The sequence below is a fragment of the Brevibacillus sp. AG genome, assembly GCF_028369215.1.
Taxonomy (GTDB): Bacteria; Bacillota; Bacilli; order Brevibacillales; family Brevibacillaceae; genus Brevibacillus; species Brevibacillus porteri.
The window spans coordinates 1-17,858 of sequence record NZ_JAQMYO010000010.1 but is presented as its reverse complement, the minus strand read 5'-3'; the positions used below and the strand labels follow the sequence as shown (position 1 = coordinate 17,858).

The window sequence follows — 17,858 nt, the reverse complement described above, 5'->3', positions numbered from 1 at the left end:
TTATTGATGGGTTTTGGAGTCATGGTCTTGCTGGACACGGAACCATATATTAAGATCATTAATAACACTGGCCAATTCGTGGATCTCGCTGTTCAATTCGCAAGATCTAACGAAATTTTCTTCTTCGGACATTAGTTTGGTTTTCTCGATAATGACCTTCTCTACCCGGTGTATTTTATCCGGAATGGTCGCGCGGATTTCTTCCCATTCCAGCAACATATCCGCTCTTTCTACTTTCGAATAATCTTCCCATTCCAGATGCAGCACGGGAAGTCGTATACCTAGCCGTTCATCATGGATAAATTGATAGCGCAAAGGTGAACTCACTCCTCTCCACTTCCATCATACCAAAAATGAATCGGTACGGGGAGAGAAATACACACGAAAGGAGCAACTATGTCAAAAGGACGTGTTCTTATCGATGCGGATGCTTGTCCGCGCCAGGCACTCTTAACTGCCCAAGCATTGTGCAAGGAGCTCGACTGGATTTGTTTGACCTTTGCCAGTTATAATCATCAAATCGGCAACGCCAATCATGTAACGGTAGATGCCGGCCCACAAGCCGTAGATATGAAGCTGGCGAACGAAACGAGTTCAGGGGATGTCGTGGTGACGCAGGATATTGGTCTGGCAGCGCTTATTCTAGGAAAGAGAGCCCATGCCCTGACACCCCACGGGATGGTTTTTGACCCAGAACGGATTACATTTCATTTGGAAGAACGAAATGAAAAAGCGAGATATCGGCGAGGGGGAGGTCGTACAAAGGGGCCTGCTGCTCGCACGCGTGAAGACGATCAACGATTTGCTGAGTCCTTGCGCTTTTTGATGGAAAGAGGAGATCAACAATGAATCAGACAACTAGAAAAAATGGATATGTACGCGGAGCACTTACATTTGCGGTACTTGCCACAAGCATGTTTGCCCTCTACGTAGCAGGGAAAGTGGCTGGTATGGATCAAGCTGCCATCGCATTTGCAGAGTCGATTCGCTCGGATGTTGGGACTGCTTTTTTTCGATTGGTAACCAATCTTGGCGGCGGCATGTTTCTTGTACCTGTAGCGGTGATCATGTTCGTTGTCCTATACATAAAGAAATATCGTGTGGAGGCAATGTTTGTTCTCATTTCCCTCGGTGCCAGTGAAGTAGCGAATGAGCTCTTAAAGCGGTTCTTTGAGAGACCTAGACCGAGTGGCGTCAATCTGATTGAGCTGCCGGAGTCGTTTTCGTTTCCGAGTGGTCATGCGATGATTGGACCAGCCTTTTATTGCATGGTCGCGTTTTGGATTGCCCAGTGGTTTGCGGAGAAAAGATGGTCGTCGCTCGTGCAGCCTGCGGTTTTTATTTTCGTGGCATTGCTCGCGTTCAGCCGTGTGTACTTGGGGGTTCATTATTTGAGCGATGTGCTTACCGGCTTTTTCCTGTCGATGTGCTGGTACTTTCTCCTTCGTCTTGGCTATGAAGAATGGATGGGGAGACGAAGCACGGTCGTCGACCCCATACCGCAGTCCAGGTAATAAGCAAGCTAGGTGGAATACCCTAATTCACTCATTAAACTCAGCCATTTTTCTACGCTGGGTTTATTTTTTTTGTCCTTTGGCAAGACGATGTACGCCGATCGTTTGGGAGGTTTATTGCCTGTTATGATCAGTTCCTTCAAGGTACCTGCCGCAAGCTCTGCTTTGACGGTAGAGCGCGTCAACAAGCTCACGCCGAGACCTTCTTTGATCAGATCGATGGCGAGCTCCGCTTTGTCTACTGTCAGCTTGGGTACGTAATTACGCGGCAATGTCTGTCTAATCCACTCGTTAAAAGGAGGGCCCCAATTCATGTACAGCAGCGGCAGATTGCGCAGCTCGCGCGAATCGACGTGTGTAGATGCGGCAATGGGGCTCTCTGGACAGCAAACCAAGACAATTTCATCATCCCACGTTGGAATAACGTCAAAGTTGGGCAAGGATGGGGGAACGTACACGATTCCGATTTGAATCACGTTGTCCAGCAAATACTGGATGACATCCGACGAGTGCCCTGTCTTGGTGCTGATCGCAATTTGTGGATACCGATAGTGGTATTCTTTCAAGATTGGCTCGAGGGTGGAAGTCCAGATCGCGTTTAAGCTGCCGATCGATAAATAGTCTTCATAAGGCTGGAGTGAAGCGACTTCATTTAGGGCTTCATGGGACAGTTTGAGGATTCTCTCTGCATACGGTAAAAGGGTTAAGCCCGCTTGGGTAATCTCAACACTTCTTTTATCACGAATGAAAAGAGGTTTGCCAACTTTTTCTTCCAGTTGCTTGATTCGCATTGTCACCGTAGACTGGACTAAGTGGAGCATTTCCGCAGCCTTGGTGAAATTTTTCGTTTGGGCCAATGTGTAGAAAGCGCGTAATTGTTCGAAGTCCATACAGTTGGAATCCCTCTTATCTAAATATTTGATTACCATATACAAAAATGTTCGTTTCCCAAATTATACCCTGTTCGCTAAGCTGGGGATATCCTTATTTCATGTGGGCTATCGGGAGAGCGAGGGGTATTGGGATGAAGTGGGAATGGTGGCGAGAAACGCCCTTTTCAGTGAAGCTCTTGTTAAGCACATCTTTTATGATGAATATGGGTTTTTATGCATTAATCCCGTACCTCACTTTGTATTTGACGGGCAGCATCGGCTGGACACTGGCGATGGCAGGGATTGTCCTGAGTGTCAGACAGTTTTCCCAGCAAGGTCTTGCTTTTTTAGGCGGTGTGATCGCGGATGCCTTCGGATACAAAGGGGCGATGTTCCTCGGATTGGGCGTACGTGCCGTTGGTTTTGCGATGTTCGCTTTTTGTACCGAGACCTGGCACTTTTTTGTTGCCGCGATTCTTTCCGGATTGGGTGGGGCGTTGTTTGAGCCTGCTTGCTCTGCTGCCTATGCGATTATTACACCTGAGGCCATTCGAAAAGAAGTATTCTCCCTTCGCAATGTGCTTGGAAATATTGCGGTTGTCGGTTCCCAAATCGTGGGGACAGCACTCTCGGCTATTGATTTTACGTACATTTCGTTGTTTGCAGGAGCCGTTTTCGGAGTGAATACAATCGTGATCTTCTTTTTATTCCCACCAATTCGCGCCACTAATACACGGCATAGCATATGGGAAAGTATGTCCACGGTAGTGAAGGACAAGCTGTTTGTACGATATACCTTTATTTTGATGGGGTATTATTACTTGAATATGCAGGTGTTTTTAACGATTCCGCAGTTTGTTGAAAATGTTACGCATAGCAAGGTGAATGTAGGGATCGTGCTTTCTGCTCTCTCGCTGTTTGTGATCTTATTTCAAATGAAAGTGACACAATTGCTGGAGGGTTATCAGCAAAGGCTTACCTTGATTGGCATCGGAACGTTGTTTATGAGTGTGGGACTATTTTTGTTCACGTTTGCCGATTCATTGTGGCTCATTCTTTTGGATGTGTTCCTTTTTGCACTGGGTACCATGATTGCTGTTCCGAATCTGGTGGATGTCGTTCCTCGTTTTGCTCCCAAGGACTTGGTTGGCGCCTATTACGGCTTCAACGGGTATTCGATTGCCATCGGGGGTTCGTTCGGACAAATAGCAGGAGGATGGGTGTACGATGTAGGGCTGCGCTTGCAAACGCCGTGGCTGCCATGGACCATTTGTTTGGTCATCGGGTTTTGGGTGACCTGGATGCTATATCGCATGGAACAACAAACCGGACAAATCGGGAATGATCTTAAGAAAATAGCTCGATCGTAAATATTTTTGGGCGAAATGAAACATTTTCCATTGTTCATACGTATATAACGATAGAGAAGATTGGCGCAAGAAAGTGAGGGAATTTTATGGAAGATATGAAAAAGCTGAAGCGCATGTTGCTGGTAACGAGTTCCCTTGGATTTGCAGTCTTTGCCATGGTAGTCGTTACGGAAATTGTCCGAATCTCATTGTAGTATTGCCAAGCCTATCGCATCGCATATAAAACATGAAAAGCTTGCAGTCCCTTCTTGAAAGAGGGGGGCTGCAAGCTTTTCTTTTTGTGATTATGCTTCGATTTTCTTTTTAAAATGGAATTGATACACGCATATCGCAATGATCATGAACGGAACTCCGCAGTACAAGGCGATGCGCTGTTCTGGATCGAATGCCAAGCTTACGAGAACGAGCAAGTTCAAGATCAAGGAAATCAAAGGCAGTATCGGATACAAAGGTGTACGGAACTTCAGATCCTCCAGCTTGCCTCCATTTTTCAGGTAATGGCGACGGAAAGCGAGCTGCGAAGCGGAGATGGAGATCCACCCCACTTGTGCGCCGAGACCAGCGATAGACAACAGCACCATGAACACCGTATCTTCTGCAAAAATACCGGACAGAAGAGACAAGAGAGCAATGGCAAACGTAATCAACAAAGCGTTCATCGGAATCCCTTTTCCATTTACGGCCCCAAGCTTTTTCGAAGCCATTCCTTCTTTGGACAGGGAGTAAAGCATACGAGTTGCTGCGTACAAACCAGAGTTGGCCACAGATAGAAGTGCTGTCAGGACAACGAAGTTCATAATGTCAGCGGCATAAGGAATCCCAATACTGTCAAAAACGACGACAAATGGACTTTCAATCACACCCGCCTGTTGGTGTGGAATCATCCCTGCCACGATGGCAATCGCCAGAATGAAGAAAACGAGTGTACGCCAAACCGTCGTACGAATGGCCTTCGGAATCGTCTTCTCTGGATCCTCACTTTCTCCAGCGGCAATCCCGATTAGCTCGGTACCTTGGAAGGAGAAGTTCACGGTGATCATCGTCATCAGCAAGCCTGTGATTCCAAAGGGGAGAAGCGGGCTTTCTGTAAAGTTGGAGAGCATTGGCGCAGGCTGACCGTTTTTCAGGTCGATGAAGCCAAACATCGCCGCTCCACCCAAGATGATGAACAAGATGATAGCGCTTACTTTAATGCTGGAAAACCAGAACTCAGATTCACCGAACGCTCGAGCAGATAAAGCATTTAATAAGAAGAGCACTACACCGAAGATCGCGCACCACATCCAAACAGGTGAGTCAGGGAACCAACGTTGCATCAGCAATCCTGATGACAACAACTCTAAAGCAACGGTCACGGCCCAACCAAGCCAATACAACCAACCTACACCAAACCCAAGTGCTGGGCTAACAAAGCGGGTCATATATGTTTGGAACGAACCGGCCACAGGCATGGCAACTGTCAGCTCGCCCAGACATAGCATAGTCAGGTACATGATAAAGCCGCCGACTAAATAGGAGAGAATGGCACCAACTGGTCCTGCCTGACTAATTGTATAACCTGATCCGAGAAATAACCCGGTCCCGATTACGCCGCCAAGAGAAATCATAAAGAGGTGTCTGCTGTTCATCGTGCGTTTCAATTGATTGTGCTGCTCCATGTTGCTTGTGGACATATAACCCTCTCCTTCACGCGAGTATGTTCAATGGATGTATGCGTTTTCAGGCGCGATAGCGATATATGCTCTGCAAGAATGATACCAAAAGAAATAATTTATGAAAATATTATTTTTGAGGTATATACTACCAAAATGTGCAAAATGATTCGGCAGTTGATGCAAAATAATTAAAAAAACGCCAAATTTCTTGGCGTTCATTAAAAATGATAAGGTAAAGCTTTTAGAAGGTAACGATAGACCTTGACAACGCCTACCCAGTCGGAACTTCAAAAAGGGGACCACGCTTGTCGAACACTTCTTCCTCGAGAAACTTCCGCCCGTAGGGTGGCTTTGGATCGACGGGCCCTTTTTGAAAGCGTGTCAGAGTCGAAGAGAACTGTGCTTTTTCTTCTCCTCCACTATGTTGACTCAAACCAAAAGGTCTCTATCCTTTAATTCCCAGCTTACGCAAACGATACTGCAAGCTTTGACGACTAATTTGCAATTCCTTGGCTGCTCGTGAAATATTTCCGTTATAGCGTTCCACAACATGGTGAATATATGCTGTTTCAAATTCTTGCATGGTTTCCTTTAACGGCTTTCCTTCGTCCACAAAAGGCAACGTGTGAGGGGAGGGTTGCTCGATTGTTACGGAAGCGGCTGGCGTACGACGCAAAAAGTGTAAGGGCAAGTGTTCATAGCGGATGGTTGATTCGTCAATCATCAGATTCATGGCCCCCTCAATCAAGTGTTGAAGCTCACGCACATTACCAGGCCAGTCATGCTGGATAAAAAATTGCAGAACCTCGTCACTGATGCCTCTTACCTCCATTTGGAAGAGCTCATTGTATTTCTCAATAAAATGGCTGACCAGCATCGGAATATCTTCCTTGCGTTCCCGAAGCGGGGGGAGAAATAACGTGACAACTCCGAGGCGATAGTACAAGTCTTTTCGCAAATGCGAATGGGCGATTGCCTCAACAGGATCTTCATTAATAGCTGCAATGATTCGTACATCGATCGATCGATCCTTTGTGTCACCAATACGTCTAATCGACTTCTCTTGCAGAGCACGCAACAATTTTGCCTGGAGTGGCATACTAAGCGAGTTGATTTCGTCGAGAAAAAGGGTTCCGCCTTCTGCTTGCTCAAACAATCCAGGTCGCTCCACTGCGCCAGTAAATGCTCCGCGAGCAGTTCCAAACAAAAGCCCTTCGATGAGGCTATCCGGAAGCGCAGCGCAGTTTTGTGAAATAAGGGGACCAGAAGCACGCAGACTGGCATTATGAATGCTTTGCACGAACAGCTCTTTCCCGGCACCCGTTTCACCCACGACCAATACGGATGAGGAGGTGCGTGCTGCGCGTTTGGCATTCTCTATGACATCGAGAATAGGACCGCTTCTCCCGATAATGTGCTCGAATGTGTAGCGTGACCCGTTTTTTTGCAGCAAGTTTTCTCTGATCAATCGTTCCATTTTGGTAACATCATTTGCGATTTCCATTGCGCCGATGATCTTGCCATTTTCAATGATGGGGTACGTATGGTTGATGGTTGAAATTTCTTTTTGCTTGTCATTGAAATACGTTTGGCGTGTATTGCGAATGCTATTTCCGGTACGCAAGCATGTGAGCAAGGTACTTTCCTGTCCAGACGGGAACTGAAAAACCTCTGCCAAAGGTTTGTGCAAAACGTTTTGTCTGGTCATCGATTCCAGCTCGGTCATTTTGGAATTGTAGACAATCGTTGTCCCGTCCGAATCGATGACATGTACACCTTCATTCATTCTGTCCAAAATATGTTCATAAATGCGCAAGAGAGTGTCAGCTGAAGAATTTTGCCTAGAAGACGACACCGTGGTCACCAGCCTTTCCTTATGAAGGTATCATAGCATAAAGGGAATGAGTGCAAAAACATTATGCACTGCAAAAGATTATGAATGCGAGATGCAAAATTTTTTTGCTTGTTTGATCGGATTGGATCGACTTTGTGGGGTTTTCCTATTTGGCATCGTTCTTGCTAGATAATTTTAGCAAGTGATCTTGAAGGAGGCTAACGACATGAGTAAAACAAACGTGGTTATTGAACAAACAGAAAAATTTGGTGCGCATAACTATCATCCGCTACCGATCGTTATTTCCAAAGCAGAAGGCGTATGGGTACACGATCCGGAAGGCAATAAATATCTGGATATGCTGAGTGCATATTCTGCGCTGAACCAAGGGCATCGTCATCCACGTATCATCCAAGCTCTGAAAGATCAAGCAGATAAAGTAACGCTCACTTCCCGTGCTTTTTACAATGACCAACTGGGTGAATTCTACGAAAAGCTCTCTGCGGTGACAAGAAAAGAAATGATCCTGCCAATGAACACTGGTGCAGAAGCAGTAGAGACAGCACTCAAAGCGGTTCGTCGCTGGGCTTATGACGTGAAAAAAGTACCAGAGAACCAAGCAGAAATCATCGTATGTGAAGGCAACTTCCATGGTCGTACTGTCACAGTAACTTCCTTCTCTTCTGCTGAAGAGTACAGACGTGGCTTCGGACCATTCACACCTGGGTTCAAAATCATTCCTTATGGCGATATTGAAGCGCTTAAGCAAGCGATTACACCGAATACAGCAGCATTCATGCTGGAGCCAATCCAAGGCGAAGCAGGGATCATCATTCCGCAAGAGGGCTTCTTGAAGCAGGCACAAGAGGTATGTAAAGCAAACAATGTACTCTTGGTCAGCGACGAGATCCAAACAGGCTTCGGTCGCACAGGTAAAATGTTTGCCAGCGATTGGGAAAATGTAGTACCAGACATGTACATCATGGGGAAAGCTCTTGGTGGTGGCGTGTTCCCGATTTCCGCAGTAGCAGCAGATAAAGAAATCTTGAGCGTATTTGAGCCAGGCTCTCACGGTTCTACCTTTGGCGGAAATCCACTCGGATGCGCAGTTGCCATCGCAGCAATGGATGTACTAGCTGACGAAGGTCTTGTACAGCGCTCCCTGGAAATGGGCGCATACTTCATGGAGAAATTGAAAGAAATCAACAACCCGATCATCAAGGAGATTCGCGGTCGCGGTCTGTTCATTGGTTTGGAGCTGACAACAGCCGCTCGTCCATATTGCGAAAAACTAAAAGAACTGGGACTCCTGTGCAAAGAAACACATGAGACAACCATTCGCTTTGCACCGCCACTCGTCATCAGCAAAGAAGACCTGGATTGGGCAATTGATCGCATCAAGCAAGTTCTGCACGTGACAGAAGCGGCAAACGCATAATAGCAACGAAAAAAGCCATCCTGTACAGGGTGGCTTTTTTTCTTAAGGGGTCATTATGACAGAATAGTCACATCATTCGTTCGACAATTTTCGACTGACTGTGGATAAATGGAAGAAAACATCCACAAAGGAAATGCTTGGATACTTATAAGTTACACACAATTTGCCCACATGTTACCAACAAGATGTCCACAATGCTTGTGGATATCCGAACGGTTGTTCGATACAAAGGCTTCTGTTACAATGGGCTCATATTAGAGATGGAGGTGAGCAAAGGTGAAATACTTAAGTGACCAAATGTTGATAGAAGTATATCATCGCGCTGTCGACCTTCAACTAGATGCAGCTTTTATCGAATTGCTTCGCGAAGAACTACAGCATCGGAATATCCGTATCACGCAGTTCAGCGCCTAAGAGCAAAATCATCACACATACGTAACATATGGCAAAAGCCATCCTCTTTTTTTCGAAGGAGGATGGCTTTTGTTATCCAACTTAAGTGGCTTGTCTTACGCTTGCTCCGTAATAAACTCCAAAGCGGTAATTCCTTTGATTGGCGCTTCATTTGCCAGCAACACTTCCGGCAAATAAAAGTACACAGGACCATCCTCTTTAATAGGCTTGCCGTCTTTGGAGAATTGGAGGATGGCTCTTCTTGCCTCTGCAAGTGGAAGAACGATCGCTTCCTGATCCTCGCGGTGAAGACGGACATGAGTCACCTCTGGTAGGGGCTCAGCGTTTGTAATGAAGGGATCGAGACGAATTCCGTACTCGCCTTCGAGCACTTTACGTTCTTCGGCTAAGCTTTTTCGTTCGGAAGGAAGTGTAGCCCCTTCGCGCAATTCCTTATCCCACTGCGTCCCCGTGCCAGCCAAATACTTTGCTTGTGTAGCCAGCGAGCTATCATCTTCGCCCGCGTATGTTTTCAGATCGAATTTGCGTTCATCAAAAACCCAAACGGTTGGATCCAATGTAATAGGGAAAGCAATGGCCCCTTTGAACACGATAACATCAGACATACGTCATTCCTCCGTGATCATTCGTAATCAATCTCTATATTACTATAGACTCGCAAATGACAGCAATTATCCAAAAAGCGAAAATTTCATAAAATAGTCTAAAAATTATTGACATGGATTTTATAGATTATATAATCATATTAGCAAGTTATTATGTGTGAGTGAACTTTGCTTGCTTTATTTGAACTTTTACTTAAAAGTTGAGGTCAGATAAAAGGCATTGTGTACAAGCCTTTCGATTCTTGGAAAGGCTTTCACGAAATAAGGGAAGCTCACTTCGTCTTTCTCCCGCTGAACCATCAACGGCGATGAGCGCTAGAGAAGGAAGACCACATCATTCATCCCGAGGATGGTCGCAAATCCGCAAGAACATTCAGGGAATTCAAACGAATAAGGGGGCGAAACTATGGCGAAAGGCACGAATGTGCAAGTAGATCTGATGAAGCAAAAAGGTATCCTAAAATGGATTGAAACGGTAGGGAATAAGCTCCCGCATCCATTTGTATTGTTCATTATTTTGTGTGGTGTATTGATGGTAGTCTCTGCAATCCTCGCAGCCATGGACTTTTCGGTTATGCATCCTGCAAAAGGCGAAGAGGTTGCCGTTAAGAGTTTGCTTAGCGTCGAAGGTATTCATTGGATTTTAACAAGTATGCTGAAAAACTTTATTGAATTTCCAGCACTTGGTCTCGTTCTGGCGATGACGCTTGGAATTGGACTGGCAGAAAAAATCGGTCTTTTGACGACAGTTCTACGCAAAATGATGGCAGGTATTCCGGCATCGGTTGTCAGTTATGCAATTGTCTTTGTCGGTATTTTAGGAAATCTTGCTTCTGATGCAGCCATGGTTATTATTCCTCCGCTTGGCGGTCTTGTGTTCTTGGCAATGGGGCGACACCCGATTGCAGGTTTTGCAGCTGGTATGGCTGGTGTATCCTCCGGTTTTACAGCGAACTTTTTCATTGCTGGTACAGATGCTCTCTTGGCAGGGATCAGTACGGAAGTAGCGAAAACGATTGATCCGAATGCAATGGTTACGCCAGTAGATAACTGGTTCTTCATGTCAGCTTCCGTTGTTATCCTCGCTTTCTTTGGAGGATGGATTACCGATAAAATTATCGAACCACGTCTTGGCACGTATCACGGCGATCGAAACGTACAATTCGAAGCAGTAACTCCGCAAGAAAACAAAGCACTGCGCAAAGCGGGTATCGCAGCGCTGATTTTCGTGGTGATTGTAGCATTGCTGGTCGTTCCAGAAGGTTCACTGTTGCGCGATCCAAAGACAGGTGAATTCTTGACATCACCGTTTTTGAAAGGGATCATTCCCATCATCCTGTTGTTCTTTGTGACCGTATCGTTTGTGTATGGTAGAGCAATGGGATTGATTAAAACATCGAAGGACATTCCGCATTACATGTCCGAAGCAATCAAGGATATGTCCGGCTTTATTGTGTTAGCGTTTACAGCAGCACAGTTCATCGCGTTCTTTAACTGGAGCAACATTGGTATTTTGATGGCTGTCAATGGTGCAGAATTCATGACAAACATGGGCTTGACTGGCTTGCCGATCATTATTGCCTTTACACTCTTCACTGGTATCTGTAGCTTGTTTATCACGAGTGGTTCAGCACTGTGGGCGATCCTTGCACCTGTATTCATGCCAATGCTGATGCTGTTGGATTACAACCCGGCATTTATCCAGGCCGCTTATCGAATTGCGGACTCTGCAACCAATACGATCTCACCTGTGAATCCGTACATCCCGCTCTTCCTGGCGTTCTATCAGAAGTATAATAAGAATGCGGGAATGGGAACGATTTTCTCTACCATGACTCCATTTGCAATCGTTTTCCTGGTCGTTTGGATCTTGCAATTGACATTATGGTACTACCTTGACCTCCCATTTGGTCCTGGCGTATACGCTCGTTAATCTATTGATAGGAAGAAGAGAGTCGCTCACTGGGCGGCTCTTTTTTTCGTACACCTGAAGCTTGGACAATTGGAAAAAGACGGTTTATGCTGTGTGTATGCATGTGAAGGGAATAAGGGAGGAAACGAAAGTGTACGATTTTGATCAGCGCATCGAACGCAGAGGGACAGATAGTGTCAAATGGGAGATTCAGAATCCAAAAGTGAACGGTGAAGGAATGCTTCCGCTCTGGGTGGCGGATATGGATTTTGCTTGCGCTCCTGAAATCACAGAGGCACTGATCAAACGCGCGAGTCACCCGATATACGGATACACGTTGAAGTCAAATGCCCTTTTTCAGAGCTTGAAAGAGTGGATACACAAGCGATTTGGTGTAGAGGTAGAAGTGAGCTGGATGACAGGTATACCTGGGGTCGTTCCTGGCATACACGTAGCCGTAGAGGCTTTTACAGCCCCGGGAGATGGTGTTTTGATCCAGACGCCTGTGTACCACCCTTTTTATCATGCAGTCGAAAATCGCGGACGTCACGTCGTTACCAGCCCACTCTTGGAGCGTGACGGGCGTTATGAAATGAATTGGGATGACCTCACACAAAAGCTGAGCGACCCGCGGGTGAAGCTCATGCTACTCTGCACACCCCATAATCCAATCGGGCGAGTATGGACCAGAGAAGAGCTGGAGCGCTTGGGAAGATTGTGTGTAGAAAATGGCGTGATTGTGGTTGCCGATGAGATTCATTCGGATTTGGTCTATGAGCCAAATGTTCATACGCCTTACTACTCGCTGGCACCGGAATTGGCCAACCAGAGTGTGACTTTCCTATCAGCCGCCAAAACATTTAATTTGGCTGGTCTGTATACTTCCTATTTGATGACAGAAAATCAGCAGTTATTGCGGAACTTTTCCATCACGGCATCCAAAATGGGCTACGAGAATCTGAATCTATTTGGAATGGAAGCAACGATTGCTGCCTACCAACATGGAGAAGCATGGCTGGAAGAACTGTTGATCTACTTACGTAAGAATGCAGCCTATGTGCATGAGTTTTTATCGACTCGTATTCCTGGGGTATCCATGGCACTTCCGGAAGCGACATACTTGGGGTGGATGGATTTTAGACAGCTAGGACATAGTCAGGCGGAGTTGAACAAGCTCATTCGTGAGGATGCAAAGCTCGGTTTGCACGATGGTACAACGTTTGGACAGGATGGTGCAGGGTTCATGCGAATCAATTTTGCTTGCCCGAGATCGATTCTAGTCGAAGCGATGGAACGATTGGAGCACGCCGTGCAGAAGTAGGGATAATTTGACATGTCTCATGTAGAAATCTACAATCGAATCTATATACATCGACGTAATAGACTGAGGGGTTTTTCGATGGATTTGAAACAAGCGTCCGAACAATTGGAGCAAGTACGCAACCAGTCACTTGCGTATACAAACAAGGGGAGTGTAGCGTCCTACATCCCTGAATTGGCAAAAGTCAATTCACATCAATTGGGAGTGGCTGTATGCTTGCCCGATGGGACGATCCTTTCTACTGGGGATGCAGATGTGCCTTTCTCGATGCAAAGTATCTCCAAGATTTTCTCTCTGATCGTCGCCTTATGCCAGAACGGAAAGGAATACGTGTTTCGGCATGTGGGGAAAGAACCAACTGGAGACCCGTTTAATTCGATTATTAAGCTAGAGACGACCGAATCCCATAAACCACTGAACCCGATGATCAATGCAGGAGCCATTGCGGTTGCGGGCATGATTCGCGGTGCCAACGTGGACGAGCGGCTAGATGCTGTGATGGCTTTGATGCGGAAAATGACGGGGAATCCTCATCTTTCTATTAATCAAGCTGTTTATTGTTCTGAAAAGAAAACGGCTGATCGCAATCGTGCCCTCGCTTGGTTTCTAAAGGACAGCGGCATTCTGGAAACGGATGTAGAAGAGACGCTTGATCTGTATTTTCGCCATTGCTCGATAGAAGTGACAGCGAAGGAAGTAGCGACACTAGGGATGGTGCTTGCAGCAGACGGAATTCTCGTGAATACAGGTGAGAGAGTGATTCCAGAAGAAGTAGCGCGAATCTGTAAGACTTTCATGGTGACTTGTGGGATGTACAATGCCTCTGGTGAGTTTGCGATTGACGTAGGAATCCCCGCGAAAAGTGGGGTTGCCGGCGGTATTATGGCAACAGTGCCACAGCGAATGGGGATTGGCGTGTTCGGTCCAGCCCTGGATGAAAAAGGAAATTCGGTAGCCGGTGTCAAGCTGTTGGAGCTGCTTTCAAAAGAGTGGAAGCTTGGTATCTTTTAGCTTCTTGCAGTTGATCTGTCTTCTCCCCTTTTCAAATGGCCCAGAATCGCGTACTATGTATGATAAGGATGGAGGCAAACGGAGGGATAGGTTTTGACAGAAATTAAGGTTCCCGATCTGGAACAAAAAGCGCTAGCGTTGCTTCAAGCAGACGCCGACAAAATTTACAAGCTGATCGACGTACAGATGGAAAACCTGACCATGCCGCAGTGCCCACTGTATGAAGAAGTGCTGGATACCCAAATGTTCGGGCTTTCTCGTGAAGTAGAGTACGCGGTCCGCTTAGGACTGATTAGCGAAGACATTGGTCGAGAAATTATGGGCTCATTGGAACGTAAATTGGCCCATCTTCATGAACTGTTTAATCAAAAGTAAGGCGAGGAGAGCGGCGATTATCCTCGCTTTTCATTTTGTTGAAAGAAAAAACACTTGCCTATTTCGTATATTTATATTAAATTAAACTCTATAATTTTTTATTAATTTTGAAATGCAATGACGGAGACTAGTATGCGGAATCACCGCTTGTCAGGGAGAAGCTGCCTTAGACTGAAAGCAGCTTTGAAGCGCGCCCCGTAGAATTCCCTCCTGAGCAGCCCTCTTAATGGCATTTGCCTAGTAGGAGGAATCGGGTCATTCCCGTTATCAATGATGGAGAGAAGTGCCTAGGGAATCTGTATCCCGTGCACTTAATCAGGGTGGTACCGCGAATAACTCGTCCCTTTTTTGGACGGGTTTTTTTATTTTCGCAAGACGCCCAACAACCTAATCATAGAAACAAGCAAGGAAAGAGACTAGTAAACGGACCTGCTGCATGACAGGGAAGGCTGCCATAGACTGAGAGCAGCCTGATGTAAGCCCCGTTGAATTCACTCTTGAGCTGACCTCTGAACGCAGGCGCCGCCAGTAGGAGAGTCCGGGTCATACCCGTTATCAATGACGAAGCGAGGCATCGCCAATAGGGGATGTCTAAGTAGGGTGGTACCGCGAGAAATAAGTAACTCGTCCCTTTTTGGGGCGGGTTTTTTTGTATCCATTTTTGAGCATAAAAAGAAGATCTTTGGAGGGTGAAAACTATGAAACAAGCCGAACAATGGACGAGCAGGCTCGGCTTCATCTTGGCAGCGGCAGGCTCAGCGATTGGACTGGGGGCCATTTGGAAATTTCCTTATATGGTTGGAACGAGCGGTGGTGGAGCGTTCTTTCTGCTATTCATCATCTTTACGCTAGTAATTGGTCTTCCGTTGTTGCTAGGAGAATTCACAATCGGACGCAGTACACAAAAAGAGGCGATCAGTGCGTATAAAACCATTGCGCCTGGCTCACTCTGGCATTGGATCGGTCGCCTTGGTGTGATCACTTGCTTCTTGCTCTTGTCCTTTTACAGTGTGGTGGGAGGTTGGATTCTTAGTTATCTTCTTCGCGGGTTTACTGGTCAATTGCAAGGGCCAGCTTATGACAAAGTGTTCGGTGACGTCATCGGTGATCCTGTTAGTGCAGTAGTCGCCCAGCTGGTTTTCATGCTCATTACCGCATGGGTAGTAGCGAGAGGCGTACAGAGTGGAATTGAGTCCGCTAACAAGTACATGATGCCTGGTTTGTTCCTTTTATTTATGGTATTGATGGTTCGTTCCTTGACGTTGGATGGGGCGATGGATGGGGTTTCCTTCTTTCTGCGTCCTGATTTTTCCAAGCTGAGTGCTGAATCGATCCTGTACGCATTGGGTCAATCCTTTTTCGCACTGAGCGTCGGGGTGTCCGTCATGGTTACGTACAGCTCGTATCTTGCCAAAAACGAAAGTCTGGTTCGTTCTGCTGGATCGATTGTCAGTTTGAATCTGCTCGTATCGCTGTTTGCCGGTTTGGCAATTTTCCCAGCAGTCTTCTCCCTTGGAGTAGAACCAACAGCGGGGCCGGGATTACTATTTATCGTACTGCCTTCCGTGTTTGAACAAATTGCCTTCGGTAGCATTTTTCTGTTAATCTTTTTGGCGCTTTTCCTTTTCGCTACATTGACTTCGGCTTTTTCCATGCTAGAAATTATCGTTGCTTCTCTTGCAAAAGGAGACGAAAAGAAACGCAAACGTCTCGCCTGGGTGATTGGTCTGTTGATTTTTATCGTCGGTGTACCATCGGCTTTGTCATTCGGCGTATGGAGCGAGGTTACGCTGTTCGGCAAGTCTATCTTTGATGCGATGGACTTTTTGGTCAGCAATATCTTGATGCCGCTTGGAGCGCTGCTCATTTCGATCTTCGTTCCTTTGAAAATGAAGCGCGAGACATTGATAAACGAACTGGGGGCGCATACTTCTCTGGGCAAACGCCTGTTTATCATTTGGCTTCTCCTGATTAAATATGTAGCACCTATCGCGATTCTCGCAGTTTTCCTGCAAATGCTGGGTATCTGGTAAAACAACGAAAGGCTTCGCCACAGAGGATGGCGGAGCCTTTATTTTGTTCCTGCACCCTACGCGAAGAAAAAGACCGTACCCAAAATAATATACACCGTCAACAGAAGTACGCCTTCAAACCAGTTCGTAGCGCCATCCCGTGTGATGGAAATCGTAATAAAGGTAGCAACTCCGATCGCAGCCAATTCAAAGGTAGTGAACACAATGTCCATTGGATTGCCTAGCAAAAGACTGATGATGACGAGAGTAGGGGCTACGAACAAGGCAATCTGCAGGCTGGAGCCGATCGCGATCTCGACTGCTGCACCGATGCGTCCTTTTAGTGCCAAAAGCAAGGCAGCGCTGTGCTCTGCGGCATTCCCGATGATCGCAATGACAAAAGCACCGACGAATAACTCAGACCACCCTAACGATTCGGAGACATGCTGTACACCCTCTACCAGCCATTCCGAGACAACGGCCACGAAAAAAGTGGAGACAGCAAGCATTAAGAGAGAGACACCCTTTGACCATACCGCATCACTTTCTTGCGGCTCGATATCCGATAAAAAATCGCTGTGGGTAATCATCGAGAAGATAAGCCACAAAATGTAGGCAATGATGAGCAGGCTGGCGATGACGATGCTGATGATCTCCACCTTGATCATAGGCAGATCGAACATGAAGACTGCCGGTATGAACAAAGCGACGATCGCGAGTGTCATCAGGGAAGCATTGTGACTTGCCAGCCTGCTATTAAAGGTTTGTTCTTTGTATTTTAGACCGCCCAGAAACGTGCTCAAGCCAAGAACCAACAGCATATTTCCGATGATTGCACCCGTAATAGAGGCCTTGACCATATCGAACAAGCCCTCTTTCACCAGGAAAAAAGCAATAATGAGTTCTGCGGCATTTCCGAAGGTAGCGTTAAGAAAGCCGCCGATTCGGTCCCCAGCATAATGGGCGACGCTCTCTGTCGATTTTCCGAGCCAAGCCGCCAAAAAAATGATGGCAAGTGAAGACGTTACGAATTGGAGCATTTCATTTCCAGAAAAATAGTGGGCATAAAGAGCTAACAGCATGCTTCCGCCTACTAATGAGAAAAAGAGTCTCAAGTTCATATCATCACCTCAGCAGTTTTTACTCATCCCTAAAACCTCATAGGTATAGAGTTCCTGTTCTGGACAAAACTAACCATGAACAAGAAAAGTGAGGTGTTTTTTTATGACCCAGCCTTTGTTGTGCCCGACATGTAAATCGAATCGGATGAGGTTCACTGTCATCGAGCAGACCCCTCGCTATATTAGACTGGACCCACAGTCAGGCGAAGTCGTAGCGGAACTCCATCAAGAACAGCTCGATATGTTTCACCAGCCGTACAAAGGTGAGAACTACATGATACAATGTGGAGTTTGCGGGACCACAGAACCGGAAGAGCGTTTCGTCAAAATGGCCCAGCACATGCAATCACAACGTTCGAAATGAAACTCGAAAAAGGAAAACAGGCACGCAGCTTACGACTGTT

17 protein-coding genes and 2 other annotated features are annotated in these 17,858 nt (G+C 46.4%); of the genes, 11 read left to right on the top strand and 6 right to left on the bottom strand.

All coding sequences use genetic code 11. The annotated features are described in order from the left end of the window. The gene (locus POF51_RS24070; protein ID WP_017247914.1) at positions 1–327 is read right to left on the bottom strand and encodes a hypothetical protein; all 327 of its coding nucleotides are present in this window, start codon (positions 325–327) and stop codon (positions 1–3) included. 69 nt (positions 328–396) lie between these two features. On the opposite strand from POF51_RS24070, the gene POF51_RS24065 reads away from it, so the two are divergent. Together POF51_RS24065 and POF51_RS24060 are read left to right on the top strand one after the other, a co-directional pair. After that, positions 397–849 carry a YaiI/YqxD family protein gene (locus POF51_RS24065; RefSeq protein ID WP_017247915.1) on the top strand — a complete coding sequence of 151 codons (453 nt, stop codon included), beginning with the start codon at positions 397–399 and terminating at the stop codon, positions 847–849. Beyond that, on the top strand, positions 846–1,514 hold the full coding sequence (locus POF51_RS24060; protein WP_173621519.1) for a phosphatase PAP2 family protein: 669 nt from the start codon (positions 846–848) through the stop codon (positions 1,512–1,514). The genes POF51_RS24065 and POF51_RS24060 overlap by 4 nt, the downstream gene beginning before the upstream one ends. An 8-nt stretch (positions 1,515–1,522) precedes the next feature. Here the strand turns inward: POF51_RS24060 and POF51_RS24055 are convergent, their stop codons facing one another. After that, positions 1,523–2,404, bottom strand: coding sequence for a LysR family transcriptional regulator (locus POF51_RS24055; protein WP_017247917.1), 882 nt, complete (start codon positions 2,402–2,404; stop codon positions 1,523–1,525). A gap of 134 nt (positions 2,405–2,538) precedes the next feature. Here POF51_RS24055 and POF51_RS24050 point away from each other — a divergent pair, with 134 nt between their 5' ends. Then, positions 2,539–3,756, top strand: a complete 1,218-nt coding sequence (locus POF51_RS24050) for an MDR family MFS transporter (protein WP_271756248.1) — start codon at positions 2,539–2,541, stop codon at positions 3,754–3,756. A 284-nt stretch (positions 3,757–4,040) separates the two neighbouring features. Here the strand turns inward: POF51_RS24050 and POF51_RS24045 are convergent, their stop codons facing one another. Both POF51_RS24045 and POF51_RS24040 read right to left on the bottom strand, forming a co-directional pair. Further along, positions 4,041–5,429 carry an amino acid permease gene (locus POF51_RS24045; RefSeq protein ID WP_069852182.1) on the bottom strand — a complete coding sequence of 463 codons (1,389 nt, stop codon included), beginning with the start codon at positions 5,427–5,429 and terminating at the stop codon, positions 4,041–4,043. A gap of 427 nt (positions 5,430–5,856) precedes the next feature. After that, positions 5,857–7,275 carry a sigma-54 interaction domain-containing protein gene (locus POF51_RS24040; protein WP_017247920.1) on the bottom strand — a complete coding sequence of 473 codons (1,419 nt, stop codon included), beginning with the start codon at positions 7,273–7,275 and terminating at the stop codon, positions 5,857–5,859. A 196-nt stretch (positions 7,276–7,471) separates the two neighbouring features. Here POF51_RS24040 and POF51_RS24035 point away from each other — a divergent pair, with 196 nt between their 5' ends. Continuing rightward, positions 7,472–8,683 (top strand): ornithine--oxo-acid transaminase, encoded by a 1,212-nt coding sequence (locus POF51_RS24035; RefSeq protein WP_017247921.1) that lies wholly within the window; start codon positions 7,472–7,474, stop codon positions 8,681–8,683. 276 nt (positions 8,684–8,959) lie between these two features. Next, entirely contained in the window at positions 8,960–9,097 is a 138-nt protein-coding gene (locus POF51_RS24030) for a sporulation histidine kinase inhibitor Sda (protein ID WP_007725857.1), read from the top strand. A gap of 95 nt (positions 9,098–9,192) precedes the next feature. On the opposite strand, the gene POF51_RS24025 is transcribed toward POF51_RS24030, so the two are convergent. Continuing rightward, positions 9,193–9,702 (bottom strand): hypothetical protein, encoded by a 510-nt coding sequence (locus POF51_RS24025; protein WP_069852180.1) that lies wholly within the window; start codon positions 9,700–9,702, stop codon positions 9,193–9,195. Between the two features lie 406 nt (positions 9,703–10,108). Here POF51_RS24025 and POF51_RS24020 point away from each other — a divergent pair, with 406 nt between their 5' ends. The 5 genes from POF51_RS24020 (at position 10,109) to POF51_RS24000 (ending at position 16,354) form a co-directional block, all read left to right on the top strand. Then, complete coding sequence (locus POF51_RS24020; RefSeq protein ID WP_017247923.1) at positions 10,109–11,635, top strand: AbgT family transporter; 1,527 nt, start codon at positions 10,109–10,111, stop codon at positions 11,633–11,635. Positions 11,636–11,765: 130 nt separating this feature from the next. Next, positions 11,766–12,935: a MalY/PatB family protein gene (locus POF51_RS24015; RefSeq protein ID WP_069852178.1), complete on the top strand. Its 1,170-nt coding sequence runs from the start codon at positions 11,766–11,768 to the stop codon at positions 12,933–12,935. Positions 12,936–13,013: 78 nt separating this feature from the next. Beyond that, the gene (gene glsA / locus POF51_RS24010) at positions 13,014–13,946 is read left to right on the top strand and encodes a glutaminase A (RefSeq protein WP_017247925.1); all 933 of its coding nucleotides are present in this window, start codon (positions 13,014–13,016) and stop codon (positions 13,944–13,946) included. Positions 13,947–14,039: 93 nt separating this feature from the next. Continuing rightward, positions 14,040–14,321 carry a YlaN family protein gene (locus POF51_RS24005; RefSeq protein ID WP_007725848.1) on the top strand — a complete coding sequence of 94 codons (282 nt, stop codon included), beginning with the start codon at positions 14,040–14,042 and terminating at the stop codon, positions 14,319–14,321. Positions 14,322–14,429: 108 nt separating this feature from the next. Beyond that, positions 14,430–14,669 (top strand) — a binding site (T-box leader). Positions 14,670–14,718: 49 nt separating this feature from the next. Then, positions 14,719–14,956, top strand: a binding site (T-box leader). Positions 14,957–15,019: 63 nt separating this feature from the next. Next, positions 15,020–16,354 carry a sodium-dependent transporter gene (locus POF51_RS24000; RefSeq protein ID WP_017247926.1) on the top strand — a complete coding sequence of 445 codons (1,335 nt, stop codon included), beginning with the start codon at positions 15,020–15,022 and terminating at the stop codon, positions 16,352–16,354. 56 nt (positions 16,355–16,410) lie between these two features. Here the strand turns inward: POF51_RS24000 and cax are convergent, their stop codons facing one another. Beyond that, positions 16,411–17,454: a calcium/proton exchanger gene (cax, locus tag POF51_RS23995; RefSeq protein ID WP_026043017.1), complete on the bottom strand. Its 1,044-nt coding sequence runs from the start codon at positions 17,452–17,454 to the stop codon at positions 16,411–16,413. Between the two features lie 103 nt (positions 17,455–17,557). On the opposite strand from cax, the gene POF51_RS23990 reads away from it, so the two are divergent. Beyond that, positions 17,558–17,818 (top strand): hypothetical protein, encoded by a 261-nt coding sequence (locus tag POF51_RS23990; protein ID WP_017247929.1) that lies wholly within the window; start codon positions 17,558–17,560, stop codon positions 17,816–17,818. Positions 17,819–17,858 lie beyond the last annotated feature (40 nt).